At 41.5% G+C, this 24,476-nt stretch carries 33 protein-coding genes; 26 read left to right on the top strand and 7 right to left on the bottom strand.

Annotated features, from left to right (window positions below; translation table 11 throughout):
- A partial coding sequence (locus tag BP74_RS03855) for a transposase (RefSeq protein WP_496371240.1) occupies positions 1-240 on the top strand: 240 nt, incomplete at its 5' end.
- A 592-nt stretch (positions 241-832) separates the two neighbouring features.
- Positions 833-1,222 (top strand): hypothetical protein, encoded by a 390-nt coding sequence (locus BP74_RS03850; protein WP_496371238.1) that lies wholly within the window; start codon positions 833-835, stop codon positions 1,220-1,222.
- Positions 1,223-1,448: 226 nt separating this feature from the next.
- On the opposite strand, the gene BP74_RS03845 is transcribed toward BP74_RS03850, so the two are convergent.
- On the bottom strand, positions 1,449-1,871 hold the full coding sequence (locus BP74_RS03845) for a TIGR03067 domain-containing protein (protein WP_496371236.1): 423 nt from the start codon (positions 1,869-1,871) through the stop codon (positions 1,449-1,451).
- 379 nt (positions 1,872-2,250) lie between these two features.
- Between BP74_RS03845 and BP74_RS03840 the strand changes: the two genes are divergently transcribed.
- Positions 2,251-2,775: a hypothetical protein gene (locus BP74_RS03840; RefSeq protein WP_496371234.1), complete on the top strand. Its 525-nt coding sequence runs from the start codon at positions 2,251-2,253 to the stop codon at positions 2,773-2,775.
- 955 nt (positions 2,776-3,730) lie between these two features.
- Positions 3,731-4,168, top strand: a complete 438-nt coding sequence (locus tag BP74_RS03835; protein WP_496371232.1) for a GyrI-like domain-containing protein — start codon at positions 3,731-3,733, stop codon at positions 4,166-4,168.
- 164 nt (positions 4,169-4,332) lie between these two features.
- Here the strand turns inward: BP74_RS03835 and BP74_RS03830 are convergent, their stop codons facing one another.
- Genes BP74_RS03830 through BP74_RS03810 form a run of 5 tightly spaced genes read right to left on the bottom strand, consistent with a single transcriptional unit; the run spans position 4,333 to position 7,201 of the window.
- A complete protein-coding gene (locus BP74_RS03830) occupies positions 4,333-4,767 on the bottom strand; it encodes an acyl-CoA thioesterase (RefSeq protein WP_496371230.1) in 435 nt (144 codons plus the stop codon).
- Positions 4,768-4,776: 9 nt separating this feature from the next.
- Positions 4,777-5,559, bottom strand: a complete 783-nt coding sequence (locus tag BP74_RS03825) for a hypothetical protein (RefSeq protein ID WP_496371228.1) — start codon at positions 5,557-5,559, stop codon at positions 4,777-4,779.
- Between the two features lie 2 nt (positions 5,560-5,561).
- On the bottom strand, positions 5,562-6,131 hold the full coding sequence (locus BP74_RS03820; protein WP_496371226.1) for an RNA polymerase sigma factor: 570 nt from the start codon (positions 6,129-6,131) through the stop codon (positions 5,562-5,564).
- Positions 6,128-6,721 carry an RdgB/HAM1 family non-canonical purine NTP pyrophosphatase gene (gene rdgB / locus BP74_RS03815; RefSeq protein ID WP_496371224.1) on the bottom strand — a complete coding sequence of 198 codons (594 nt, stop codon included), beginning with the start codon at positions 6,719-6,721 and terminating at the stop codon, positions 6,128-6,130. Before rdgB ends, BP74_RS03820 begins: the two co-directional genes overlap by 4 nt.
- Positions 6,722-6,730: 9 nt before the next feature.
- Positions 6,731-7,201 carry a hypothetical protein gene (locus tag BP74_RS03810; protein WP_496371222.1) on the bottom strand — a complete coding sequence of 157 codons (471 nt, stop codon included), beginning with the start codon at positions 7,199-7,201 and terminating at the stop codon, positions 6,731-6,733.
- 86 nt (positions 7,202-7,287) lie between these two features.
- Here BP74_RS03810 and BP74_RS03805 point away from each other — a divergent pair, with 86 nt between their 5' ends.
- From BP74_RS03805 to rpsG, 3 genes are all read left to right on the top strand, one after another.
- Positions 7,288-8,352: a branched-chain amino acid aminotransferase gene (locus BP74_RS03805; RefSeq protein ID WP_496371220.1), complete on the top strand. Its 1,065-nt coding sequence runs from the start codon at positions 7,288-7,290 to the stop codon at positions 8,350-8,352.
- A 172-nt stretch (positions 8,353-8,524) separates the two neighbouring features.
- On the top strand, positions 8,525-8,923 hold the full coding sequence (gene rpsL, locus BP74_RS03800; RefSeq protein ID WP_072833562.1) for a 30S ribosomal protein S12: 399 nt from the start codon (positions 8,525-8,527) through the stop codon (positions 8,921-8,923).
- A gap of 87 nt (positions 8,924-9,010) precedes the next feature.
- Positions 9,011-9,478, top strand: a complete 468-nt coding sequence (rpsG, locus tag BP74_RS03795; RefSeq protein ID WP_496371218.1) for a 30S ribosomal protein S7 — start codon at positions 9,011-9,013, stop codon at positions 9,476-9,478.
- Between the two features lie 69 nt (positions 9,479-9,547).
- Here the strand turns inward: rpsG and BP74_RS03790 are convergent, their stop codons facing one another.
- Complete coding sequence (locus tag BP74_RS03790; RefSeq protein ID WP_496371216.1) at positions 9,548-9,688, bottom strand: hypothetical protein; 141 nt, start codon at positions 9,686-9,688, stop codon at positions 9,548-9,550.
- Position 9,689: 1 nt separating this feature from the next.
- On the opposite strand from BP74_RS03790, the gene BP74_RS03785 reads away from it, so the two are divergent.
- From BP74_RS03785 to rplX, 19 genes are all read left to right on the top strand, one after another.
- Positions 9,690-10,517: a hypothetical protein gene (locus BP74_RS03785; RefSeq protein ID WP_496371214.1), complete on the top strand. Its 828-nt coding sequence runs from the start codon at positions 9,690-9,692 to the stop codon at positions 10,515-10,517.
- A gap of 353 nt (positions 10,518-10,870) precedes the next feature.
- Complete coding sequence (fusA, locus tag BP74_RS03780; protein WP_496371212.1) at positions 10,871-13,018, top strand: elongation factor G; 2,148 nt, start codon at positions 10,871-10,873, stop codon at positions 13,016-13,018.
- A 292-nt stretch (positions 13,019-13,310) separates the two neighbouring features.
- Positions 13,311-14,108, top strand: a complete 798-nt coding sequence (locus tag BP74_RS03775; protein WP_496371210.1) for a DUF4382 domain-containing protein — start codon at positions 13,311-13,313, stop codon at positions 14,106-14,108.
- Positions 14,109-14,221: 113 nt separating this feature from the next.
- Complete coding sequence (locus tag BP74_RS03770; RefSeq protein ID WP_496371208.1) at positions 14,222-16,417, top strand: right-handed parallel beta-helix repeat-containing protein; 2,196 nt, start codon at positions 14,222-14,224, stop codon at positions 16,415-16,417.
- A gap of 124 nt (positions 16,418-16,541) precedes the next feature.
- On the top strand, positions 16,542-16,793 hold the full coding sequence (locus BP74_RS03765) for a hypothetical protein (RefSeq protein ID WP_496371206.1): 252 nt from the start codon (positions 16,542-16,544) through the stop codon (positions 16,791-16,793).
- A gap of 147 nt (positions 16,794-16,940) precedes the next feature.
- Complete coding sequence (locus BP74_RS03760) at positions 16,941-17,405, top strand: BON domain-containing protein (protein WP_496371205.1); 465 nt, start codon at positions 16,941-16,943, stop codon at positions 17,403-17,405.
- 297 nt (positions 17,406-17,702) lie between these two features.
- The gene (rpsJ, locus tag BP74_RS03755) at positions 17,703-18,008 is read left to right on the top strand and encodes a 30S ribosomal protein S10 (protein WP_028787065.1); all 306 of its coding nucleotides are present in this window, start codon (positions 17,703-17,705) and stop codon (positions 18,006-18,008) included.
- 315 nt (positions 18,009-18,323) lie between these two features.
- The gene (rplC, locus tag BP74_RS03750; protein ID WP_496371202.1) at positions 18,324-18,941 is read left to right on the top strand and encodes a 50S ribosomal protein L3; all 618 of its coding nucleotides are present in this window, start codon (positions 18,324-18,326) and stop codon (positions 18,939-18,941) included.
- A 1-nt stretch (position 18,942) separates the two neighbouring features.
- Positions 18,943-19,584, top strand: coding sequence for a 50S ribosomal protein L4 (gene rplD, locus BP74_RS03745; RefSeq protein WP_496371200.1), 642 nt, complete (start codon positions 18,943-18,945; stop codon positions 19,582-19,584).
- A gap of 117 nt (positions 19,585-19,701) precedes the next feature.
- Complete coding sequence (rplW, locus tag BP74_RS03740; protein ID WP_496371198.1) at positions 19,702-20,001, top strand: 50S ribosomal protein L23; 300 nt, start codon at positions 19,702-19,704, stop codon at positions 19,999-20,001.
- A gap of 54 nt (positions 20,002-20,055) precedes the next feature.
- Positions 20,056-20,895, top strand: a complete 840-nt coding sequence (rplB, locus tag BP74_RS03735; RefSeq protein WP_496371196.1) for a 50S ribosomal protein L2 — start codon at positions 20,056-20,058, stop codon at positions 20,893-20,895.
- 30 nt (positions 20,896-20,925) lie between these two features.
- Positions 20,926-21,195 carry a 30S ribosomal protein S19 gene (gene rpsS / locus BP74_RS03730; RefSeq protein WP_496371194.1) on the top strand — a complete coding sequence of 90 codons (270 nt, stop codon included), beginning with the start codon at positions 20,926-20,928 and terminating at the stop codon, positions 21,193-21,195.
- A gap of 83 nt (positions 21,196-21,278) precedes the next feature.
- A complete protein-coding gene (gene rplV, locus BP74_RS03725; RefSeq protein ID WP_072833551.1) occupies positions 21,279-21,617 on the top strand; it encodes a 50S ribosomal protein L22 in 339 nt (112 codons plus the stop codon).
- A 22-nt stretch (positions 21,618-21,639) separates the two neighbouring features.
- Positions 21,640-22,446 carry a 30S ribosomal protein S3 gene (gene rpsC / locus BP74_RS03720; RefSeq protein ID WP_496371192.1) on the top strand — a complete coding sequence of 269 codons (807 nt, stop codon included), beginning with the start codon at positions 21,640-21,642 and terminating at the stop codon, positions 22,444-22,446.
- Between the two features lie 99 nt (positions 22,447-22,545).
- The gene (rplP, locus tag BP74_RS03715; protein WP_496371190.1) at positions 22,546-22,968 is read left to right on the top strand and encodes a 50S ribosomal protein L16; all 423 of its coding nucleotides are present in this window, start codon (positions 22,546-22,548) and stop codon (positions 22,966-22,968) included.
- Between the two features lie 89 nt (positions 22,969-23,057).
- A complete protein-coding gene (rpmC, locus tag BP74_RS03710) occupies positions 23,058-23,264 on the top strand; it encodes a 50S ribosomal protein L29 (RefSeq protein ID WP_496371188.1) in 207 nt (68 codons plus the stop codon).
- Positions 23,265-23,334: 70 nt separating this feature from the next.
- Positions 23,335-23,622 carry a 30S ribosomal protein S17 gene (gene rpsQ, locus BP74_RS03705; protein WP_072833547.1) on the top strand — a complete coding sequence of 96 codons (288 nt, stop codon included), beginning with the start codon at positions 23,335-23,337 and terminating at the stop codon, positions 23,620-23,622.
- A gap of 104 nt (positions 23,623-23,726) precedes the next feature.
- Entirely contained in the window at positions 23,727-24,095 is a 369-nt protein-coding gene (gene rplN, locus BP74_RS03700) for a 50S ribosomal protein L14 (RefSeq protein WP_072833546.1), read from the top strand.
- Positions 24,096-24,146: 51 nt separating this feature from the next.
- Positions 24,147-24,476: a 50S ribosomal protein L24 gene (gene rplX, locus BP74_RS03695; RefSeq protein WP_072833545.1), complete on the top strand. Its 330-nt coding sequence runs from the start codon at positions 24,147-24,149 to the stop codon at positions 24,474-24,476.

Genomic DNA, 24,476 nt, shown 5'->3' with positions numbered 1-24,476 from the left:
CCAGGGTGCATCAGAAAAATAATATACACCACCAATATTATTGAGAACATCAATAGGATCATAAGAAAGTACACAAAGACAAAATGCAGCCTGCCCAACGATCAGGCAGTAGAAAAGGTAGTGTACCTGGCACTGATGCAAATAGCCAAAAAATGGAGCCAGCCCCAGGATGACTGGGCCACCATGCTGGTAAACTTTATTGATATATTCGGTCAGGAAAGATGTGATGTTGAAGTATAAACCCTTTGCACAGTTATCTAAACTGGATAGAAAACCAGCTTACACAGATAAGTTAACACTCTCCCGGCTTCCGGCTGTCATCTCCCGATATTATCCCATCCATGAGCCATAGATGTCCCGAGGATAAGCCGACTCTATAAGAGTCGGGATATCGTCGGGATATCCTCGGGATATCTTCGGGACATCTATGGGATATCATTACACCAGGTTGGCTTTTACAATAGCTGAAAATGGCATTTACTATGGTTGAAGTTTACTTTGAGTTAGAGGTTATTATAGTAAGCGTAAGCCCAATGCATATTTCTGAAGGGAATGGTGGCATGCTAAAGCAGGATTCAGCATAAAGGTCTTAAAAATGGGAGGTTAGCGATCCTGAGTAAACTTATGTAACTGGCCTGGATTACAATAGATTTAAAATCAAAAGCATTGCGTTTTTAATATTTCTGGATTGACATTAATGATGGGCTTATGCTAATCTGAAAACATAAAAAACGCAATGGCATGTTATTGATCCTGTGACTGTAAGAATATTTTTTAGTGTGATTGTGTTCGTGAGGTTAGTAGTGTAAATTAGCGTGTTATAGGCAATACAATGGCAATCGTTCCGAATAATAGAGTTTATCCATTCAGGCTTTGGCTGCTGACCACAATGATTGTTGGTCCAGTTTTACTTGGACTTGGAAGTGCATTGTACGACGCTAGCCACTTTAAGAACTCAGCGAATATTGCTGTCATTTTCTTGTTTATCCCATTCGGAATAGCATTTTCGATACCAACGTTTATGGTAGTTTGGTTGGCGCATTCATCATTAACGAGAAAGCTTTCTCCTGTATTATTGAAGTGGTTACTGGTATTTTTTGCAGTCATTGGAGTATTTGTAACATTTTCACTTATTGGCGGTTCTATAGCGAGAACCTACAGTCTATTTTATGCTGCGGCTGTTATTGTCTCAGGTTTGATTTTGCGGGGGTGGAAATCGTGACAGTACTGCCTATAACATGAGTTGCCAATATACCGGCTGAAGAACAAATGCTAAACAAAATAACCTTATTGAACTATTGTAATAAATTTAAGCTGACGGAATGCTAATGCCGATACATCGGCAAGCTCCGTTCCGTTGTGTGCTATGCGAAACGACACAAAACTGGTTCAATAATCTAGGATATGAATAGGGATGACCTTTTTACAAGAATTACGGTTAAGCGTTTTCATGAACCCTTTCGCTTGCAGATAATCAACTCCTGATTGTTTTTGTCTGATATTTCGGTGGGGCGCAAACCAGGCGGTGCGACGACTATCTTCAGTGAATCTCCGTCCAACTCATAAGCAACACTGACAGGCGCTGAATTGGTAAGCGTTTCGACTGGCTGAATAATAATCAACTTGAGGTTGCCGGTCGTGTCCAACTTGAATGAATATTTCACCTCCTTTCCAGTCTCGTCTGTGAAGGTAAGTTTATCTCCTTTGAAGGCATACAGGTAAGACACATTCTTTTTGATGCCGTTTTGGCTTTCTGTCTGCGCCAACCAGACGCCTTGCAGGTTTGCTTGGTCGGTAGGTTTTGCCGCATCTCCAGCGACGCCACATGACAAAGCGCAAACAAGAACCGATATAATGAGGCTGGTCTTCATGATGTCATGTAAAATAATGAGATTAAGGTAAAATCCAAACTGGTAAGGTACGAGCAACCCACAGGACACAATGGAGGCAGCACTACACACAGTAGACAACAGCACACAACAAAAGTATTTGCAAAAGCTGGGCTAGACATTTTTACATAAGCTATGTGCAAGCATTAGCAGCGGCTCGGGCTGGACATTAATTGTTCTGATTTGATTTGTAACTTCAACAACATATTTATAAATGGGCATTTGTGCCAAGCTGGATAATCAATGCATTCCCTGCTTTCCCAAATACTCGAACGTTGCCTGTAAGCTTATGAGACCGTTCATAATTATCATATCACTTTTCTTAACATCTTGCGTTAGTCCTTTTAATGACAAACAAAAGGTGGACAAAGACAATGTTGATTATGTGGAAATTCGCAAACAGTTTGACACGGTTTCATTACCCTTGACAAATGACCAAATTGCTGACTTTATTGACAACTGGAATAGTTCAACCCCCAAAGGACCTTATAAATTTTTGCCAGAATACTCTTTTACAATTCACTTCAAAGGTGACAGTTCCCTTTCCTACAGGACAAGTAGCGACTTAATTAAGCAAAGAAGTGATTGGGCATATTCTTTTGGCGACAAAGAATACTTCAAAAACATTTGGCTTAAACAAGCTGGCTTGACAGACAACTATTTTGAGTATTTTCCAACATATTTTGTGAACGACAAGTTTTCTCAAGACAAAAATCCTCTTACAGAGAAACATCTTAACTCAATAAAGCAAGTATTGACTTATTACAAGCATAAATGGAAAGACATTAGAGGACAGATTTTTTATGAAAATAAAATTGACACTGAACTACTTTGGAATTATACGACAAAAGCAAATGACAGTATCTGGCTTTCATCACACAGGTGACGAAAGCTAGCAGGTAACAGGCGGTTTGGCAATATGGCTGAGCGACGAATATATTCTCAACTTTTAATTTCGCTACTCAGCTTCAGTTCCAACCGCTGACACCAGTTTTTCTGCAATAGCGGCTGATTAATAAGCGCTGAAGGACAGACATTATTGAACTTTAGTAATAAATTTAAACTGACGAAACACAGAATTCCGCTACTGACAGCAAGCTGTTAACCGTTAACGGTAAGTAGAACCTGGCAGCCGGTGCAGCAGCGTGTTTTTATTCTATGCGCAATTTTATATTCGTGGGGAGAAGGGTAGCCAGGAGGTAACTCACTAAGAAACGGTGCTGCATTGGAAAGGTATGTACACTTGAACCATACCGCGAGTCCGCTGCGTCGCGTATGAAGAAAGATACCCGGCCTTTGAACCGGGCTCTCTGCGTTTTGATCTTACCGTGCTTTTTTCTTTGGATCCGCTTTCTTCTGTGCTGAGCTTTTCTTTTTAGTAGGCTTATTCTTTTTGGGTTCAGCTGTCTTTTTTGGCATACAATTTAAATTTAAGGTTAGTGAATTATTTACTCATAGCTGCAGCGTATTTCTGCCGTTCTTCAAGTTTGTCCTTTTAGAAGCGGCAAATGTACAGCCTGAATAAGCAAATAAAGATATGCCTATAAGGGTGAATCCGATATTTGATCAAGGTTAGCCGCTAGGACATAGTTTAAATCTTTACACGCCGTTGAAAGTGTTCTGATTAAGAAATATGTATAAGCTAAGTACTCTCCATTTACAATATGCTTCCCATAAGACCCGTTGGGTGAGTAAATATAGGTGTTAGAGATTTGCAAAATCACCACAACGGAGTGAAATGTATCTACAGATATATTACGACTATATTATGACACCTGAAGGCTTAGATACATTCTTCATCACAAAAGATTACATATTTGCTATAATTAAATACCATGGCGATGGAAATTGAAATCATTACCGCACCTTTTCAATTAGACATATACGGTTTTGGGGGATTTGCAACAAACAAAGATTATGCAGGTACTGCCTTTAGGTTGAGCGGTAAAATGTGGGACCTTATCAAAACCAGGAACATAAAAAATAAGGGAAAGAATATTTGGGTTTATGAATCTTCTGACAAAGTTTTTGCCGGTGTTGAACTAGACAATCCAATTGATAATTACCATGGCCTTGAGGTGATGAAGATCAGCATTGGAAAATATGCTTATCACAAGCATATCGGAAGCTATAAGTTAATAAAACAGGTGGGGCGAAATATGACAAATGAGCTAACCAAACAGGGATATGAAATTATACTGCCCTATATTGAAATCTATGGTCATTGGACAAGCGACGAAAGCAAATTAGAAACATCACTATTAATGTGTTTAAGATAAGATTGACCTTGAATGCTACAGACTATGAGTGCATAAATACGTCATGGAACCAATGCATAGGGTAAAATGTGGTGCTAACTAAATACCAACCTTAGAAAAGCTGTCCTGTATAGAAATGTTATTGAAAGAAATATCAGAACTAATTATATAACTGAATCAAAGAGTTATTTGTCTTGACCCTGGAGCCTGGTAAGCGCCAATTCCGGAACAGCAGTAACCTTCCTGGTTGAATAATCGAAACACACTATGCCTGTTTTGGCTACAGCTACCAGTTTGTTGTTATCGGAATCGGTCATTTGATAAAAGATGTCAAATCCTACCCTCGTGAATTCACCTGCAGTAACCATGACCGTTATTGAACTTCCATAAAATACTTCTGATCTGAATTCAATGGCCACATCACTCATAATGAGACTGGTGCCGGCAAAATCCAGTTCGCTAAATCCGGATTGCTTAAGAAACTGAACCCTTGCTTCATGTATAAGGCTTAAGATGCTGTCGTTGCCAACATGTCCGCCATAATTGAGATCGGTGATCCGTATGGGAATAATGGTAGAAAAAGAAAACCTTTCGGGAACTGAGATGCGGATACGGGCCATGGAGGAAAATTACTGGTTTTCCTTTAGGTTTTTTAAAATTTCCAGTACTCCTGTAAAGTCAGTATTTAAAGAAGTGGAAGCCAGTTTTTCCTGGAGTTCTAACATTTGTTCTTTGCAAAGCACATCTTCCCTTACACAGGTAATAAAATCAAACAACTTTTTGGGTAATTTCATTGCATTGCCTTCATTGTCGCTGTAAACCATGTATTTATCTGAAGCCGGGTAATTGGATACAGTTTGTTTGCGTTCTGCTGTCTTAGGAATAAAATTCGCAGCTAAAAGTACATTTCCCAATTGCGTATCGGGCCTGATCCTGCTGATAACCGACCTGTTTTCTTTATGGCTAGTTAGAATTGGATCTGCATGTTCCAATGTAGAAGAGGAGGGTTCATTTGAAACGGCAACATTATTTGGCGGATCAACCTTTTTGGCTTCTGTATCAGCCGGGATCTTAATGGCTGCATTTGTGCCTGAGATGACAGGACTACTATTCCGGTTGCCTGTCATCAGCCCGGCTCCTAATATAAAGGCTGATAGGATGACGGCTGCAGCTACATATTGTATTATTCTCTTCCTGGAAAAGGGTACTACTTTGGCCCCCGCAGCCTTATCCAAAACTGCACTGATCTTTGACCAGCTGTCCATAGGAGGGGTCTCTTCGTATTGGTAAAGGGAATTGGCAAAGCCGGTAAGCCCAGTTGTTTCATCCAAAGCTTTGGCTATAGCATCCCAGGTTTTGGCTGGCGGTTCAGGAGCATATTCTGATAATTTCTTTTGAAGCTCTTTGCTCATGATCATTGAACTCTTTTTCTTCTTTCTATAAATTGCTTCACCATATCCTGCAAAATCTGTTTGGCCCTGGATAATTGAGATTTGCTTGTGCCCTCGCTTATTCCTAATGCTTCTGCTATTTGTTTATGCGAATAACCTTCTATCACATACATATTGAAAACAGTACGATAACCGGGAGATAACTGCTGAACCAACTGGATAATATCCTTTTCCTCAAGCTTATCCAATACAGAGAGGTATTTTCCTTCCACTGTATCTTCTTCATATTCAGTTATAGGTTGCAGGTAAATCTTCTTCCTGTAGTGCTCAATCGCCGTATTGACAAAGATCCTGCGTATCCAGCCTTCAAAAGAACCATCCCCGCGGAAACTGCCTATTTTATTAAATACCTTGATAAAGCCTTCCTGTAAAACATCCTCAGCTTCTTCTGCACTTCCGGCATACCGTAAGCAAACGCCATACATTTTGGAAGCAAAGCGCTGGTACAACTCTTGTTGCATCTTTCTTTCACCGCGCATGCATCCCTCAATTAAGTCGCTATCACTGATGGTATGGTTGCTTGTGTCGCTCAATTATTATCTTTTATGCTTAACTGTTTCAAAAATGCTACCAATGCAGCTACAGCCTTGCCCCTGTGGCTGTAGGTATTTTTTTCCTCCATGCTCATATCTGCAAAGCTCTTATCTGAACCAGCGGGCATAAATACAGGGTCATAGCCAAATCCTTCTGTGCCTTTTCTTTCAGTGAGGATTGTGCCTTCACAAATTCCCTCAAAATAATGTTCCTCACCCTGGAGTATCAGGCAAATAACTGCCCTGAATCTTGCCGAACGGTCCTGAACTGATTCCATCTTTTGAAGCAGCTTATCAATATTCTTTTCAAAGGACCTGCCTTCTCCTGCGTAGCGGGCACTGTGTACACCCGGCTCATTATTAAGGGCATTTACTTCAAGACCGGTATCATCACTAAAACAATTGTTATGCGTAAGGGCATATACTGTCCTGGCTTTTTCAGCGGCGTTATCCTGGAGTGTATCATGGGGCTCTGGTATATCGCCCACAATGCCTGCCTCTTTTAGTGTAATTACAGTAAAATGACTGGGAAGTAATGCCCGGATCTCTTCAGTTTTATGGCTATTGTTGGTAGCGAAAATTAATCTCATTCTTTAGGGTTAGATTCCAAACAGGGTTTTCAGGCTGTTCCACAACTTTAGTTTCAAAGCTTTATCAGCTTCCAGTTCCTGCAATGTAGGACTAAATAAATAGGTTTTACCATTGAAGCCCTGTATTTGGAACTGGGGGAAATTAATGGGAAGGTCAATGGATAATGGGCTCATTCCAAAGAGAATAACAATTTTAGGCTCAAGCGTTTGCAGGCTTTCTTCGATCCTGTTTTCGGGAATCGCATGGATATTTACTATAGCAACATCGGCCAGGCTAAGCCGGCAGGCAGAAAGAATATTGGTCAGGAAATTGAGCTCGTTATCTGCAAGGTAGGGCAGGGAAGGATTGTCTATTAACAAGGCAATGTGCTTGGCGTTTTTCCCCAAATATTTTATTCCCTGGTAGTCAGGCACAGTGGTTGTACTATCAGGTTGAATAAGAACATCATGATACAGATCTGTTAATAAACTTGTGTTCAATTTTATATGATTCAGACTCATGTTAACTTTAATCAGGTTTTAATGTACCCTTTTTTTGTTTCTTTGCTGCGCTAAATTAATTTATTATGATTGCTACTATGGATATTGCTACAACAAAGGTTGAAAGAAGCAAGCTTCAGGACCTTAACCTTGAAAACATTCCTTTCGGAAAGTATTTCAGTGATCACATGCTGGAAGCTGATTATGAAAATGGAGAATGGAAGAATATTGAGATCAAACCCTATCAGCCCCTGCTTTTAAGTCCTTCGCTTGCTGCCCTGCACTACGGACAGGCAATATTTGAAGGCATTAAAGCTTACAGAGGTGAAGATGGCGAAGCATATATATTCAGACCTCAGGATAATTACCGCAGGTTCAATGTTTCGGCAGAGAGAATGCAGATGCCGGAAGTTCCTGAAGAATTGTTCATTGATGGAATGAAGCAGTTAATAGACCTGGATAAGAAATGGATACCGGATATGAAGGATCATTCCCTTTACATTCGTCCCTTCATGTTCTCCTCCGATGAGATGATCGGTGTTCGTCCTTCTGAAAATTATAAATTTATTATCCTGTTAAGCCCCAGTGGTCCTTATTATAATGCGCCAATCAGGATTTATGTAGAAGAGCAATATGTACGTGCAGTGCCGGGTGGTGTAGGTTATGCCAAGGCAGCAGGTAATTATGGATCGTCCATGTATGCTACCGCCCAGGCTAAGAAAAAAGGTTATGACCAGGTGTTGTGGACAGATGCTTTCGAACATAAGTATGTGCAGGAGATAGGCACTATGAACGTGATCTTTATCATTGGCAATAAGGCCATTACACCAGACCTTGGCTCAGGAACCATCCTGGCAGGCGTGACAAGAGACAGTGCCCTCACCTTGCTGAAAGAAGCAGGATTTACTATCGAAGAAAGAGATTTAAGCATTGATGAGATCATAGAAGCCTATAAAGCGGGTATCTTATATGAAGTGTTTGGTACAGGTACTGCGGCTACCATTACTTATATTAAAGAGTTGAGATACAAGGACTTTGTGATGAATTTAGATACTGACCACTGGAAAACAGCACCAACCATTAAAAAATGGCTCACAGATATACGCGAAGGCAGAAGGGAGGATAAATATGGCTGGATGGTAAAGGTTTAAGTAGTTACCGCCACCTAAACAGTATTTAGATAGTATCTATATAATTTGGAATAAAGTCCCTGTAAAGGGGCTTTATTTGTTTTTAGGAAAGTTTTTTACAATTTAAATTTTCAAATTTTGGTTATTCACCCTCAGGTCTTTACCTTTGCCGTCCAAAATTTAAAGGTTCGTAATGCCTACTATTCAGCAATTAGTTCGTAAAGGAAGAGAGATCATTCGTGCAAAAAGCAAGTCAAGGGCTTTAGACAGCTGTCCGCAGCGTCGTGGTGTTTGTACCCGTGTGTATACCACTACTCCTAAAAAACCTAACTCCGCGCTGCGTAAAGTAGCAAAAGTTCGTTTGACCAATAAAGTTGAGGTGATCGCTTATATTCCAGGTGAAGGTCACAATTTGCAGGAACACTCTATCGTATTGATCCGTGGTGGTCGTGTAAAGGATTTACCAGGTGTACGTTACCATATTGTTCGTGGATCTTTGGATACTGCCGGTGTAAAAGACCGTAAGCAGAGCCGTTCCAAATATGGTACGAAAAAAGAGAAAGCCGGTGCAAAACCAGCAGCTAAAAAGTAATTATTTGTATAAACGACTGCAGCACAGAGTAAAGTTTTAATACTTGAAGACAATCTGCCGCTGTGGTGACTTAAAAATTAAAATTTCATGCGTAAAGCACAAGCCAAAAAACTTCCGTTAGCACCAGATCCTCGTTTTAACGATAAACTGGTTACCCGTTTTGTTAACAATATTATGTGGCAGGGCAAAAAAAGCGTTGCTTATGATATTTTCTACGATGCCGTTGATAAAGTAGCCAAGCAAACAGGAGAGGATGGCTACGAGATATGGAAAAGAGCTTTATCAAACGTTACACCTGCAGTTGAAGTGCGCAGCCGTCGTATTGGTGGTGCCACCTTCCAGATACCTTCAGAAGTTCGTGCCGACAGGAAAATTTCTTTAAGCATGAAATGGCTGATCCGTTACAGTCGTGAAAGAAATGGCCGTAGCATGGCTGATAAATTGGCCAATGAGATCGTAGCTGCTGCAAAAGGTGAAGGTGCTGCTTTCAAAAAGAAAGAAGATACCCATCGTATGGCTGAAGCTAACAAAGCCTTTGCCCACTTTAAAGTATAATTTTACCTCGTTAAGTATAAAAAAACCATCACCTGCAAAGTGATGGTTTTTTATTTGGTATCTGTTTAATTAAACATTATCACTGTTTTCCATTGATGAACCACCGGCAATGCCACTATCGAAAATATCTGTAGGCGTAGTAACAGCTTCAGGTGTCTGTGTTCCTGTGCTGATATCAGAACCCTGGTATTGACCAGAACCCGGGGTCATTGTGCTGTTGGTATTGTTGGCTGTGCTGCGGCTTCTGCTGCGGCTGCCACTTGAAGATGACCCGGTTTTGCCTGCAGCTTTGGTTCTTGAGCTTTTGCTTGCGGAAGTCATACCTCTTGAAGAAGAACTGCTTCTGCTGGCTGATGAGCTCCCTTTGCTTGCAGAAGATCCTCCGCGGCTGGCTGAAGAACGACTGGCTGATGAACCACCTTTAGATGCTGCAGTGCTTCTGCTGGAAGTGGAGCTACCCCTGCTGGCTGAAGAACCACCACGGCTTGAAGAACCTGTGCTGCGTGATGCACTACGGCCGGTTGAACTTTTAGAAGCAGTTTTTGAACCTCCACGGCTTGAAGACCCGCCACGGCTGGATGAACTACTTCTTCCTGATGATGAACCTCCACGTGATGATGCAGATTTTTTAGAAGCTGCACTACGGCTGGATGAGCTTTTTGCTGCTGACCTGCTGGCTCCGCCACGGCTTGCAGAAGACCTGGAAGCAGATTTTTTAGGAGCTGCCTTTTTAGGAGCCGCTTTTTTTGCTGCTGATTTTTTAGGAGCTGCTTTTTTACTTGCTACTTTTTTGGATGCTGCTTTTTTAGATGCTCCGCCCCTTGAAGCAGAGGACCTTGAGGATTTGGAGGCTGTTTTAGATGCTGTTCTACGACCAGAAGATGAGCCACCTCTTGAGGATGAGCTGCTGCGGCTGGCTGATTTAGATGCTCCTTTTTTGGAAGCTCCTTTTGAAGAAGATCTGCCGCCAGCGCTCTTGCTCGCCGATTTTTTAGGTGCGGCCTTCTTGGTTGATTTTGCCATTGTTGATAGGATTTAATGAGAGTTAATAAAATTTATGTTTTGAAATTACGAATGATTATATGAATTGCAAAAATTATGCATAAGGAAAGCAGTTGATTTATGGGCGATTATTCAACATTTGAATGCATTCATTTAACAAACATTGTTTCTCAGATTGCATGAAATGCGATGTATTTCCCTACCTTTGCACACTCAATTTTCAGTTTGGCGTAATCTGTGTGCATGAAATGGCTGAAACGTTGATGGGTAGCGGGTAAACAGGAACGATAGAAATGGATGTGAAGAATGCAATGTGTACCCAGGTATCTTGAAATTCCGGTAATAATTATTAGCGGAAAAATTATTTGACAATATTCAATTTTTATAATCATGGCAGATTTGAGATTTCAACGCAACTTTGGTATCGCCGCTCACATTGATGCGGGTAAGACTACCACTACTGAGCGTATTTTGCGCTACACCGGTATGATCCATAAAATTGGTGAAGTACACGATGGTGCCGCCACTACTGACTGGATGGAGCAGGAAAAAGAAAGAGGTATCACTATTACCTCCGCTGCTGTTAGCTGCCAGTGGAACTTCCCGACTGTAAAAGGAAAGGCAGACGCCAATACCAAAAAATATTATTTCAATATCATCGATACTCCAGGACACGTAGACTTCACCGTTGAAGTTGAACGTTCTATGCGTGTATTGGATGGTTTGATCGCGTTGTTCTCTGCCGTTGATGGTGTGGAACCACAGTCTGAAACTGTTTGGCGCCAGGCCAACCGTTACCGTGTACCACGTATCGGTTTTGTAAATAAAATGGACCGCTCCGGTGCAGACTTTTTAATGGTGGTAAACCAGGTAAAAGAAATGCTGGGTGCTAAAGCAGTGCCACTGCAATTGCCAATTGGTGCTGAAGATGATTTCAAAGGTGTTGTTGACCTGATCACCAATAAAGGTGTTGTTTGGCATATGGAAACAGAAGGTATGACCTTCGACGAAATTCCAGTTCCGGAAGACATGAAGGAAGACGTTGAATTGTGGAGACAGAATTTGATCGAGTCAATTGCAGAATATGATGATAAATTAATGGAGAAATTCTTTGATGATCCTAACACGATCACTGAAGATGAACTGCATGAAGCTATACGTAAAGCAACAATTGATCTGAGCATCGTACCAATGATGTGCGGATCTTCATTCAAGAATAAAGGTGTGCAGACTGCATTGGATGCTGTTTGTCGTTACCTGCCTTCTCCAATGGATATTGAAGCCGTAAATGGAGTGAATCCTGATACCGGTGAAACAGAAGCACGTAAGCCGGATGCAAAAGAACCATTTGCTGCCTTGGCTTTCAAGATCATGACTGACCCATTCGTTGGTCGCCTGGCCTTCTTCCGCGTATACTCTGGTCATCTTGATGCCGGTTCTTATGTATTGAATGTAAGAAGTGGTAAGAAAGAGCGTATCTCCCGTATCATGAAGATGTTTGCCAACAAGCAAAACCCGATCGACTTTATTGAAGCTGGTGATATTGGTGCCGCTGTTGGTTTTAAAGAGATCAAGACCGGTGATACATTGTGTGATGAGAATCACCCGATCACTTTGGAGAACATGTTCATCCCTGAGCCTGTAATCGCCATTGCAGTTGAGCCAAAAACCCAGGCTGACGTTGATAAAATGGGAATGGCTATCTCCAAGCTTGTTGAAGAAGATCCTACACTGCGTGTAAATACAGATGAAGATACCGGTCAGACCATTTTACGTGGTATGGGTGAATTGCACCTTGAGATCATCATCGATCGTATGCGTCGTGAATTTAAAGTTGAAGTAAACCAGGGTGCTCCCCAGGTTGCCTATAAAGAAGCTTTCAACACCACAGTTCAGCACAGGGAAGTCCTGAAAAAGCAGTCCGGTGGTCGTGGTAAGTTTGCCGACATCATGTTTGAATTAGGTCCTATAGATGCTGATTGGAAAGAAGCAAATCCTGACAAGCATTACCAGTTTGTGAACGACCTGTTTGGTGGATCAATTCCACGTGAATTTGTTCCTGCCATTCAAAAAGGTTTTGAAAACTCAATGGGAACTGGTGTATTAGCATCTTACCCTGTTGACAATATGAAGATCCGTGTGTATGATGGTAGTTTCCACGCGGTTGACTCTGATGCCATGTCATTTGAACTTTGTGCCAAGCAAGGTTTCCGTGAAGCAGCACGTAAGGCTAAGCCAGTATTACTGGAGCCAATCATGAAAGTGGAAGTGCTGACACCTGACCAGTACATGGGTGATGTTACCGGTGACCTTAACCGTCGTCGTGGTATGATGGAAGGTATGGATACACGTGCAGGCGTACAGGTTATAAAAGCAAAAGTTCCATTGAGCGAAATGTTTGGCTATGTTACGCAATTGCGTTCCCTGTCTTCAGGTCGTGCTTCATCTACCATGGAATTTTCTCACTATGCGCCGGCGCCAAATGGTATCGCTGAAGAAGTGATAGCAAAAAGCAAGGGAAAGGTGAGTGCTGAATAAGTAGAAATCACAAGATCATAATAGTTAAAACCCCTGGCATTTAGCGCAGGGGTTTTTTGTTTTGATAAATTTTAATTAAGATCAATGGATCGGGGATTTTAGGCATTGCATTTGTTTTGCTATGATTGTTCGATTCCCGTTTTTAGGATCCCGTTTTGATCCGGCCGTTGGGCTTATGAAAAACACCAATCTGGTAATTGAACCCTGGGCTCTTTGGAGCCCATTTTTATTAACACCCGCCTGGAATTGTTAAAATGGCATCAAACTTGCCAAGCTCTGCGTAAAGTAATCTATGAAACTCAAAACAATCCTTGCCTTAACATTCGTATCCATTACGACTGTGGCTATCTACTCGTGTTCTAAAGACAACTCAGCATCTGCAAGCGCAGGAAAATCCAGGCTACAGGTATACCTCACCGATGATCCGGGTAATTATGATGAAGTGGTAATTGATGTCCAGGATATCAAAGTGAATTATTCCACCGATTCTACCAACGGATGGGAAAGTCTTACCAGCGTAAATAAAGGTTCTTACGACATTTTGAAGTTGGTGAATGATAAGGATACCCTGCTGGGCGATGCGGAGTTGAATCCAGGTAAAATTGAACAGATACGCCTGATCCTGGGTCCCAATAATTATGTAACAGTAGATGGTCAAAAGATCCCGTTGACAACACCAAGTGCACAGCAATCAGGTTTGAAGCTGAATATAAACCAGGATGTGAATGCGGGGATTACCTACAAATTATTAATGGATTTTGATGCTTCACGGTCTATCGTAAAAACCGGTAATGGAAAATATATTTTAAAACCGGTTATACGTACCAGCCTGGCTGCAATTGGCGGAAGCATTAAAGGTTATGTGTTGCCAAATACCATCAACACTGCTGTATATGCTATACAGGGAACTGATACTATCACGGGTACTTATACTTCCAATGGAAGTTATATGGTAAAAGGTTTGAACGCCGGAAGTTATACACTGGCTTTTGCTCCTGGTGATACAACCTATAAAAGCCAGAATGTTACCGGAGTGAATGTTACCACAAATGCCGTAACAACTGTTGATACGGTAAGACTGGTGCATTAAAGAATAAATTATATACTATTAAGGCCACCCTTTGAATGGGTGGCTTTTTTTTGCCCGCGAATTTATTTTGTTAAGCTGTTTGGCAAATTTCATTTCATTAACTTGACGCTGAAATGAAAACGCTAATGATCAAATATTTTATCGGCTTAATTATGCTAATGGGAGCCTTTGCTTCCCAGGCGCAGGAAAGGACCTTGAAGAGTGGAATGATACTACGTACTTCTCAAAAAATAAAACCAGGAAAGTATGCCCTTAAGGCTTCTGACAGTTTGAATACAGCAGTCATTATTATCGAAGGTTCGGATATCACTATAGATTTCAATAATGCCGTGGTAAGCGGAGGTCTTTCAAGTGAAGCCCCCGACGATTTTTGCGGAGTCGCCATATATATCAGATCTGGTAAAAACATCACTATAAAAAATCTTTTAGTAAGTGGTTATAAAGTAGCCTTACTGGCCAGGAATATAGAAGGTCTGAAGATTGAAAATTGCGATCTGAGTTATAATTACAGGCCTCATTTAAACAGTAACCAGGAACAGGAGGATATTTCTGACTGGATGAGTTACCACCATAATGAAAACGATGAATGGTTGCGTTATGGTGCTGCCATGTACCTGCAGGGATGTAATAATGCTGCTATAACCAATTGCAAAGTTACCGGTGGGCAAAATGCTTTAATGATGGTGCAATGTAATAATGGTATGATCTATAATAATGACTTTTCCTTTAACTCGGGAATAGGTCTTGGTATGTATCGTTGCTCCAATAATAAGATTTGTTACAACAGGATCATTTTTAATGTAAGGGGATATAGTGACGGGGTGTACAATCGGGGACAGGATAGCGCCGGTATATTGATATATGAACAAAGCAATAACAACCTGTTTTATAAAAATGCTGTGACGCATGGCGGAGATGGATTTTTTCTTTGGGCCGGACAAACAACAATGGATACCGGCAAAGGGGGGTGTAATGATAATGTTTTATTGGATAATGATTTTTCTTACGCACCTACGAATGGGATAGAAGCCACTTTTAGCAGGAATAAGATCATTCACAACAGGGTTTTTGAATGTGATCATGGTATTTGGGGCGGGTATAGTTATGAGACAGATATCAGTAATAACCAATTCCGGTACAACCGGATTGCTATTGCTATAGAACATGGTTTAAATAACCGTATCCATCATAATTTATTTTATGAGGATAAGCAGGCCATGAAATTGTGGTCCAATAAAAATCAATCACCTGATTGGGGTTATCCAAAGTACAGGGACACCAGGAGTGCAGCTTACATTATTGCCGGGAACAGTTTTAACAAGAATCCTGTTGTTTATGATATAACGCGGACGGATAGCCTGAGAATTTTTGACAACAGGATATCACTATGTGATGTGGAATACAAAACTGATTCAACAGTAACGGCCATCGATACCGCATTCAATGAAGAATTAATGTACCAGCTTTCAGAAGATTACCAACCTGATCTTCCTGTAATAAACAATCCAAAAGATCCTTTTAAGGGTGGTGGCAAGCTGGCAGGTAGAAAAAACATAATGATCACGGAATGGGGTCCTTATGATTTCAGGTATCCTTTGATCTGGAATACCAATCCCGTTGATACTTCCGGCAAAATGAACTTCACTGTTTTAGGGCCAGCAGGTCGTTGGAAGATCATTTCAACAAAAGGGCTTAAAAATATTTCTATGACCAAAGGTGTACTGCCTGCAACTTTTACTGCGGAACTTCAAACCAAATCCCGAACGGATATCCAGGTCATAGCCGAATATAGCGGTCAGAGATTTACAGACCCATGGGGCAGGACTATTTCACCAGGTAAACCTTTCCGGTTCAAATTCAGAAAATTCTTTCAGCCCATAGATTTTACCGTAAAATGGTATGCGATTGATTCTTTCAATTTCAAAGATCCCAATGCTGTTCCTTCTATCATTAACCAGTCCATGCCTTTCAAAACTTCCACTGTAAATAAACTCAATTATGCCTGGTGGGGCGGGATAAAGGCAGGCGAAAAGCAATATTCCAAATTCCTGACCATTGCAGAAGGTAAGGCTGCAATGGAGGCAGGCAATTATGAAGTAAGAGTTTCATGGGACGATGCTGTTAAATTATATATTGATGGTAAGCTCATCATTAAAGAATGGGATCCTTCAAAATATGTATTTGATGAATCCCCTAACCGCAGGACAATCTTACATCTGGATAAGGGTATGCACCAGTTTAGGTTGGAACATGTGGAATTGGGAAATTTTGCCACTTTAAGCCTGAAACTTCAGAGACTGGATCAATAAGCCCATCACAAATTATAGTTGGAATTTGAACTGAACTCATCTGCAAGTCATTGAATGATAACAAGATGGGCATAATTTTTTATGTACATCCCATTATATTTCTTCATTTTAAAATCCTTATATTATGGCAAAGAATAATCAAAAGGATGATTTTCAATCTTACAACCAGGATTGGGAACAAAATCAAAATCGTAACTATGACCAGGACGATTATAACAAGGGAAATTATGGAAATGTAGGGTACAGGGGCTACAGCCAGAAGGATAAAAACCGGATGGGCTATGATAGATATCGTAATACTGGTAGCAGGAACCTGGAGAACAGGGGAAGAAATGACATGGACAACGAACAAAGAAATGATTGGAGAAATGTATAAAGGGGTTATGGTTCATCCTATGGAAGTGATTACAGGCAGGATGATGACTGGAACCGTGGGCAAGGTCAATGGAGGGATACGGGTAATTATGGACAATCATATGGCGTATCAGGAGGGTATGGCAACAATGAAAGAAACTATCATGGCATGAGTGGATACCGGGGAGATAATTATAGCTCACTGAACAGGGATATGTATGGTGGTAAATATAATACCAGCAATTATGGAGAAAGAAACAGGGGACAGGAAAGTATTTATGGCGGAGATACCAGTAATTATGGTAATGCCAACCAGGGAGGAGTTGACAGGGGCTGGTGGGATAAGACAAGGGATGAAGTTTCCTCCTGGTCTGGTGACGATGATGCAGAAAGAAGACGCCGGATGGATGAGCTTCGCTCTGGTGGAAATAGAGGGAAAGGGCCAAAGGATTACAGGAGATCTGCAGACCGGATAAGGGAAGATGTATGTGACAGGCTTAGTGATGATGATTACCTGGATGCCTCCAATATAGAAGTAAAAGTAGAAGGAGATGAGGTGATCCTTTCCGGTACAGCATCCTCACGAGAGGAAAAAAGAAGAGCCGAAGACCTGGGGAAGCGATTTCGGGGGTAAGAAATGTAGAGAACCGGATTCGTGTGGATTCAGGAACCTCATCTTATACAAGGGAATAACTATAGTTAATGCGGTAAGCAGTATAAAACGCCCCTGGTTTGGGGCGTTTTTCTTTTATTAAGAGTTGATTATGAAGCTTTATGCAATCTTTGATTAAGAAATGCAGCTATTTTTGGGTAGAATTTCTCACTTGTTTTTCCTTTAATGGTTTCTTCACAAAATTTGTTTGCTAAACTTTTGTCTGTTTAAACTCAACCCGTTACCTTTGCACTCCCATTCCAAAAATGGGTATGGCATATGTCACAAAGAATCAGAATCAAATTACAGTCTTACGACCACAACCTGGTAGATAAATCAGCAGAGAAAATAGTTAAGACTGTTCGCAGCACAGGTGCGGTAGTAACAGGTCCTATTCCTCTTCCTACCCGCAAGAAGATCTTTACAGTTTTACGATCACCACACGTGAACAAAAAAAGCCGTGAACAGTTCCAGCTAGCTACGCATAAGCGTTTGCTGGATATCTACACATCTTCTTCCAGAACAGTAGATGCACTTTCCAAGCTGGATCTTCCATCTGGTGTTGAGGTTGAGATCAAGGCATGACGGATGACCTGCATGACAGGTCCTTTAGAAAAAATTAGTTCTTATCAAAATAATAGTCATCTCTCAACTTCCCGCAGAAAGCAGGAAAGAAAAGAGCTCTGATCAAGAAACTTCCCCACTACCTACAGGTACGGGGGTTATATATAAACAAGCCCTTCGAGGTTTGTTTGTCACCGGTACTTCCGAATCGATACCCATCGAACCAAAGGAAAAGGTCGGCTGATGAACCAGGATTGACCCTTCGACAAGCTCAGGGATGAGCTTCCCAATCGAAGAATGTCTTGCATAACCTTGCGGGGAAAAACCGCAAAGAAAATGAAAGGAATCATTGGTAAAAAAATTGGGATGACCAGCATCTTCGATGCAAGCGGCAAACAGACTGCTTGTACGATCATTGAGGCTGGTCCTTGCGTTGTTACCCAGGTTAAGACGCAGGAATCAGACGGCTACAATGCCTTACAGGTCGCTTTCGGCGATAAGAAAGAGAAACACACGATCGGTGCAGAGAAAAATCACTTCGCTAAAGCCAATACTCCGGCTAAAAAGTGTGTAAAAGAATTCAGAAACTATTTCGAGGAAAAAAATATTGGTGATACCATCACTGTTGACATTTTCGCTGAAGGCGATAAAGTTGACGTAGTTGGTACAACAAAGGGTAAGGGTTTCCAGGGTGTTGTAAAGCGCCATGGATTCTCTGGTGTGGGTGAAGCATCCCACGGCCAGCACGACCGCCAGAGAGCTCCGGGTTCTATTGGTGGATCATCTTATCCAAGCCGTGTATTCAAAGGAATGCGCATGGCGGGCAGAATGGGCCAGGATAGGGTGAAAGTAAAAGGTCTGAAAGTAGTAAAGATCTTCGCTGATAAAAACTACATATTGGTTGGTGGTTCTGTTCCAGGCCACGATGGTTCAATCGTTTTAATCCAGAAGTAAAATGCAAGTAAAAGTATTAAACATACAAGGACAAGAAACAGGTAGAACTGTTGAACTTCCTGAAGAAATATTTGGTATCGAGCCAAATAACCACGCCATATATCTTGCTGTAAAGCAATACCTGGCTGCGCAGCGCCAGGGCACGCATAAAGTGAAAACCCGTGCCGAGGTACAAGGTGCCAGCCGTAAGCTTCACCGTCAGAAAGGTACCGGTGGATCCCGTAAGGGTAACATTCGTAACCCTTTATACAAGGGTGGTGGTACCATTTTCGGACCGAAGCCTCACAAATACGATATCAAATTGAATCGTAAAGTGAAGGACCTGGCCAAGATGTCGGCACTGGCTCACAAGGCTAAGGACAATGCGATCTTTGTTGTTGAGGATGTTCAATTAGAAACTCCAAAGACAAAAACGTTCATGAACATGCTGAACAGCCTGAAGGTTGGTGATAAGAAACTGATGTTCATTCTTCCTGAGTATAACGAAACAGTATATGTGAGCTCCCGTAACATTCCGTCTGTATTGACCATGTTAATGAGTGATGTGAACACATACGACCTGGTTAACTCTGAAGTATTGGTATTAACTGAAAGCGCTGCCAAAATATTTGCCGGCGGTGAGGAAGAAGAAGTAGCAGCATAATCAATTAGCCAACTGGCACTGCCAGTTGACTGATATAAGTTCTTATAGTAAAAGACAGGTGGTTTTGAATATTCATTGTCACATTGTTGAATTGTCAAATTTTCAAATTGAATTCAGATGAAACTTTCTGAAGTACTGATAAAACCAATTTTAACCGAAAAAGCAAACAGCCAGCAGGAAAGCCTGCGTCGTTATGCTTTCAAGGTTGCCCGTAAAGCCAACAAACTCGAGATCAAGAAAGCTATCGAAGAGTTTTACGGAGTAAGCGTAGTGGATGTAAACACTGCCGTTGTTCCTGGTAAGAACAAAACCCGTTATACAAAAAAAGGATTCACCAAGGGCCAGAAACCTGCTTACAAGAAAGCAATGGTTACTGTAGCAGAAGGTGAGAACATTGATTTGTATTCTAACATCTAATTCGTAAACAAGAATGGCTTCAACAGCCGCAAATGTTGAAAAAGAAATAAAGTCATGGCATTAAAAAAGTATAAACCCATCACAGCCGGTACTCGTTGGAGAATCGGTAATGCATACGCAGAGGTTACTACCAATGAGCCTGAAAAATCATTGGTTGAAATTAAGACACGTACTGGTGGTCGTAACTCCCAGGGTCGCAGGGCAATGCGCTACATAGGTGGCGGTCATAAGAAGATGTACCGTATCATTGATTTCAAAAGGAACAAGAAAGATATTCCTGGTACTGTTGCTACTATTGAGTATGATCCAAACAGAACCACATTCATCGCCTTGTTGCATTATGCAGACGGTGAAAAAAGATATATCCTGGCACCACAGGGCTTAACAGTTGGAATGACTGTAATAAGCGGTGATGCAGTTGCTCCTGAATTAGGAAATGCTTTACAGTTGAAGAACATGCCGTTGGGTACTGTTGTTCACAATATTGAAATGCAGCCTGGCCAGGGTGGAAAGATCGCCCGTAGCGCAGGTGCCTCAGCACAGCTTTCCAATAAGGAAGAAAAATATGCTGTTCTTAAAATGCCAAGTGGCGAGTTAAGAAAAGTTTTGATCAATTGTTATGCAACCGTTGGTATCGCTTCTAACAGTGATCACCAGTTGCAGTCAATGGGTAAGGCTGGTAGAAACCGTTGGAAAGGTATTAAGCCAAGAAACCGTGGTGTTGCGATGAACCCTGTAGATCACCCGATGGGTGGTGGTGAAGGTCGTGCTTCCGGAGGTCAACCTCGTAGCAGGACTGGTCAATACTCACGTGGTTTGAAGACCCGTACAAAGGGTAAAGGCAGTGATAAGCTGATCATTCAACGCAAGAACGGTAAGAAGCTGGCTAAATAATTAAACTGACAATTCTAAACAGAATATAAAATGGCTCGTTCAATTAAAAAAGGTCCTTATGTAGCAGCTAATCTTGAAGGCAAGGTGTTGGCTATCAACGAGGGCAAAAACAAGAAAGGTGTGATCAAAACCTGGAGCCGTCGCTCAACGATCACTCCTGATTTTGTAGGTCACACGTTTGCTGTACACAATGGGAACAAGTTCATCCCTGTGTATGTTACAGAGTTCATGGTGGGACATAAATTAGGTGAGTTTGCACCAACCAGGAACTTTAAAGGACATTCAAGTAAAAAAGGATAAAAAGGTTTATGGTTTGAGGTTGATGGTTTCTTGTTAAGAGACCAACCAAAAACCAAAAACTATAAACAAGAAATTATATAAAAATGGAAGCAGTAGCAAAACTGAGAAATTATCCAACATCTCCACGCAAGATGCGCTTACTCGCGGATTTGATCCGTGGCATGCAAGTAGAAAAGGCTTTGGCTGTTTTAGAGCACAACCCAAAGCACCCTGCAGTGCCAATGCGTAAGTTGGTGTTGAGTGCCATAAGCAACTGGAAGCAGAAGAACGAAGGTGGTGACGAAGGGCAGTTGTTTGTTAAGACCATATTTGTTGATGGAGCAAGAACATTAAAGCGTATGCGTCCGGCACCCCAGGGTCGCGGATACCGTGTACGCAAAAGAAGCAATCACGTAACTGTAATTGTAGACGCTAAACCTTAATTCAAATTATTAAAGTATAATCATGGGTCAAAAAGCAAATCCTATTGGTAACAGGTTAGGCATCATCAGGGGATGGGAATCTAACTGGTATGGCAATAAAAAAGACTTTGCAACCAAACTGATCGAAGACAACAAGATCAGGACATACCTGAATGCACGTATCAATAAAGGTGGCATAGCCAAGATCGTTATTGAGAGAACATTAGGAAAACTGATCGTTACCATTCATACATCCAAGCCTGGTATCATCATCGGTAAAGGTGGTGGCGAGGTGGATCGCATCAAGGAAGAGTTGAAGAAACTTACCGGTAAAGATGATGTGCAGATCAACATCCTGGAAATCCGTCGTCCTGAGCTGGATGCTATGATCGTAGGAGATACGATTGCCCGCCAGATCGAAAATCGTATCAACTTTAAAAGAGCTACTAAAATGGCTATTGCTTCTTCACTGCGCATGGGTGCTGAAGGAATAAAAGTAAAGTTAAGCGGCCGTTTAGGTGGAGCTGAGATCGCCCGTAGCGAAGAATTCAAGCAAGGCCGTACACCTCTTCATACATTCCGTATGGATATCGATTATGCCAATGTATTTGCTCAAACAGTATATGGTAAAATTGGTATCAAAGTATGGATCTGTAAAGGTGAAGTATTACAAAAGAGAGATCTGAATCCAAACTTTGTTGGTGGTAAGAGCGATGTAAGCGACAGAAGAGAAAGAAGAGACGAGAGAGGTGGTGGTTTCAGAGGTGGTGAAAGAAGGCAAGGCGGTGGAGGTCAGGGCGGAGGCCGTGATTTCAACAGGGGCCGTGGCGGAAGAGGTCAGCATCAATAAGTGGTCAGCCTTAGTTGACAAAGAGAAACAAAACGATTATAAAATAGGATATGCTGGTGTGAGAGCATTGGCAAATTATCGAATTATCAAATTGATTTTATGTTACAGCCGAAAAGAACAAAGCACAGGAAAATGCAGAAAGGTCGCATGAAAGGCGATGCTAAAAGGGGAACAACCATCTCTTTTGGTTCTTTTGCACTGAAAGCTTTGGAAAATCATTGGATCACCGATCGTCAGATAGAAGCGGCGAGACAAGCGTTAACCCGTCATATGAAACGTGAAGGTAACGTGTGGATCCGCATATTCCCTGATAAACCAATTACCAACAAGCCTGCAGAGGTGCGTATGGGTAAAGGTAAAGGTAACCTTGAGTACTGGGCTGCTGTAGTGAAGCCAGGTCGCATCCTTTTCGAGATTGATGGAGTAACTGAGGAAGTAGCAAAAGGAGCATTGAACCTTGCAGCAGGTAAATTACCCATTGCAACAAAATTTATCAAGCGCCGCGATTTAGCGGAGGCATAAGTAATTAGCAAATTTGGAAATTGGTTGGTGTGTAAATGAACTGTGTCATTTTTCAGATTTTCAAATTATAACATTTTCAAATTAAGAACATGTCAAAGACAGTAGATTTCAAAAAAAGCATTCAGGGTTTAAGCGAGCAGGATCTGCAAGCCCGTATCAAAGAAGACGAGCAACGCTTAAAAAAGCTTGAATTTGCACATGCTATTTCTCCATTGGAAAATCCAATGAACATCAGGAACCTGCGTAAGGAAGTAGCCCGTTTGAAAACTGAATTAAAAAAGAAACAACTAGGATAGAACAGCTGCAAGCTGTTAGCTGCGGGCCCTGGCTTGTAGCAAAACGCTTGAGGCTTAAAGCTTAAATAATATGGCTGAAAATACAACTACAGCAACAACAACGGAAAGCCGGAACCTGAGAAAAACCAGGATCGGTGTTGTTACCAGCAACAAAATGACTAAGACCATTACTGTTGCCGTGGAAAGAAAAGTTAAACACCCGATCTATGGTAAGTTCGTAAAAAAGACTACCAAGTTCCATGCTCATGATGAGAAGAATGAGGCAAGCATTGGAGATGTGGTTCGTATCATGGAGACTCGTCCTATGAGCAAGACCAAGCGTTGGAGATTAGTAGAGATCGTTGAGAAAGTGAAATAAGAAAGTCCTGCAGATCGGAAGCCCCGCTTTCTGCTGCAGATTCAAATAAATATTGTAATAATTGCTATTAGCTGTAAAGCTTATAGCTCAAAGCTTAAATAAAAATGATCCAGCAAGAATCCCGTTTAAACGTAGCGGATAACAGCGGTGCTAAAGAAGTGCTTTGTATCCGGGTATTGGGTAACAGTGGTCAGCGTTACGCAGGAGTGGGTGATAAGATTGTGGTGACTGTAAAAGACGCTATCCCTGCAGGCGGTATCAAAAAAGGTACTGTTGCCAAAGCGGTTATCGTTCGTACTAAAAACAAATTGCGTCGTAAGGATGGTTCCTATATCCGTTTCGATGATAATGCAGTAGTGATACTTAACGCAGCAGATGAGCCAAGAGGTACACGTATTTTCGGGCCAGTAGCCAGGGAACTTCGTGATAAAGGTTATATGAAGATCATTTCATTGGCACCTGAAGTTCTTTAATAAAATAGTAAATGTATCCCCGTTGGAATGGGGAGGTAAAAGAAAAATAAAATGAAAACAAGATTTAAACCAAAGTATAATATCAGGAAAGGCGACCAGGTGGTTGTGATCACTGGTGATGATAAGGATCTGAAAAAGCCACGCCTGGTAAAAGATGTACTGGTTGAAGAAGGTAAAGTGATCGTGGAAGGTGTGAACATCATCACCAAACACACAAAACCTTCAGCTCAAAACACAAAGGGCGGAATCATTAAGAAAGAAGCACCGATCAACATCAGCAATGTTATGTTGTGGGATGGCAAGCAAGGTGCTAAAGTGAAGAGAGAAGAAAAAGACGGTAAAAAAATTCGTATATCTAAAAAATCTGGAGGGGTTATATAA

Source organism: Flavisolibacter ginsengiterrae DSM 18136 (assembly GCF_059568575.1).
This window is presented reverse-complemented; position numbering and strand designations above follow the sequence as displayed.

Excerpts from the sequence above, each read along its gene's own strand:
- BP74_RS03765 (WP_496371206.1), top strand. The coding sequence starts at position 16,542 with ATGGCAAAGAATAATCAAAAGGATGATTTTCAATCTTACAACCAGGAT.
- BP74_RS03805 (WP_496371220.1), top strand. The coding sequence starts at position 7,288 with ATGATTGCTACTATGGATATTGCTACAACAAAGGTTGAAAGAAGCAAG.
- rplN (WP_072833546.1), top strand. The coding sequence starts at position 23,727 with ATGATCCAGCAAGAATCCCGTTTAAACGTAGCGGATAACAGCGGTGCT.
- BP74_RS03830 (WP_496371230.1), bottom strand. The coding sequence starts at position 4,767 with ATGGCCCGTATCCGCATCTCAGTTCCCGAAAGGTTTTCTTTTTCTACC.
- rplB (WP_496371196.1), top strand. The coding sequence starts at position 20,056 with ATGGCATTAAAAAAGTATAAACCCATCACAGCCGGTACTCGTTGGAGA.
- BP74_RS03845 (WP_496371236.1), bottom strand. The coding sequence starts at position 1,871 with ATGAAGACCAGCCTCATTATATCGGTTCTTGTTTGCGCTTTGTCATGT.
- rpsJ (WP_028787065.1), top strand. The coding sequence starts at position 17,703 with ATGTCACAAAGAATCAGAATCAAATTACAGTCTTACGACCACAACCTG.
- BP74_RS03835 (WP_496371232.1), top strand. The coding sequence starts at position 3,731 with ATGGAAATTGAAATCATTACCGCACCTTTTCAATTAGACATATACGGT.
- rpsL (WP_072833562.1), top strand. The coding sequence starts at position 8,525 with ATGCCTACTATTCAGCAATTAGTTCGTAAAGGAAGAGAGATCATTCGT.
- rpmC (WP_496371188.1), top strand. The coding sequence starts at position 23,058 with ATGTCAAAGACAGTAGATTTCAAAAAAAGCATTCAGGGTTTAAGCGAG.
- BP74_RS03760 (WP_496371205.1), top strand. The coding sequence starts at position 16,941 with ATGAGTGGATACCGGGGAGATAATTATAGCTCACTGAACAGGGATATG.
- rplV (WP_072833551.1), top strand. The coding sequence starts at position 21,279 with ATGGAAGCAGTAGCAAAACTGAGAAATTATCCAACATCTCCACGCAAG.
- rplC (WP_496371202.1), top strand. The coding sequence starts at position 18,324 with ATGAAAGGAATCATTGGTAAAAAAATTGGGATGACCAGCATCTTCGAT.
- BP74_RS03770 (WP_496371208.1), top strand. The coding sequence starts at position 14,222 with ATGAAAACGCTAATGATCAAATATTTTATCGGCTTAATTATGCTAATG.
- BP74_RS03790 (WP_496371216.1), bottom strand. The coding sequence starts at position 9,688 with ATGACCCCGGGTTCTGGTCAATACCAGGGTTCTGATATCAGCACAGGA.
- BP74_RS03775 (WP_496371210.1), top strand. The coding sequence starts at position 13,311 with ATGAAACTCAAAACAATCCTTGCCTTAACATTCGTATCCATTACGACT.
- rpsQ (WP_072833547.1), top strand. The coding sequence starts at position 23,335 with ATGGCTGAAAATACAACTACAGCAACAACAACGGAAAGCCGGAACCTG.
- rplW (WP_496371198.1), top strand. The coding sequence starts at position 19,702 with ATGAAACTTTCTGAAGTACTGATAAAACCAATTTTAACCGAAAAAGCA.
- BP74_RS03825 (WP_496371228.1), bottom strand. The coding sequence starts at position 5,559 with ATGAGCAAAGAGCTTCAAAAGAAATTATCAGAATATGCTCCTGAACCG.
- rdgB (WP_496371224.1), bottom strand. The coding sequence starts at position 6,721 with ATGAGATTAATTTTCGCTACCAACAATAGCCATAAAACTGAAGAGATC.
- rpsG (WP_496371218.1), top strand. The coding sequence starts at position 9,011 with ATGCGTAAAGCACAAGCCAAAAAACTTCCGTTAGCACCAGATCCTCGT.
- rplX (WP_072833545.1), top strand. The coding sequence starts at position 24,147 with ATGAAAACAAGATTTAAACCAAAGTATAATATCAGGAAAGGCGACCAG.
- rpsC (WP_496371192.1), top strand. The coding sequence starts at position 21,640 with ATGGGTCAAAAAGCAAATCCTATTGGTAACAGGTTAGGCATCATCAGG.
- rplD (WP_496371200.1), top strand. The coding sequence starts at position 18,943 with ATGCAAGTAAAAGTATTAAACATACAAGGACAAGAAACAGGTAGAACT.
- rpsS (WP_496371194.1), top strand. The coding sequence starts at position 20,926 with ATGGCTCGTTCAATTAAAAAAGGTCCTTATGTAGCAGCTAATCTTGAA.
- fusA (WP_496371212.1), top strand. The coding sequence starts at position 10,871 with ATGGCAGATTTGAGATTTCAACGCAACTTTGGTATCGCCGCTCACATT.
- rplP (WP_496371190.1), top strand. The coding sequence starts at position 22,546 with ATGTTACAGCCGAAAAGAACAAAGCACAGGAAAATGCAGAAAGGTCGC.
- BP74_RS03850 (WP_496371238.1), top strand. The coding sequence starts at position 833 with ATGGCAATCGTTCCGAATAATAGAGTTTATCCATTCAGGCTTTGGCTG.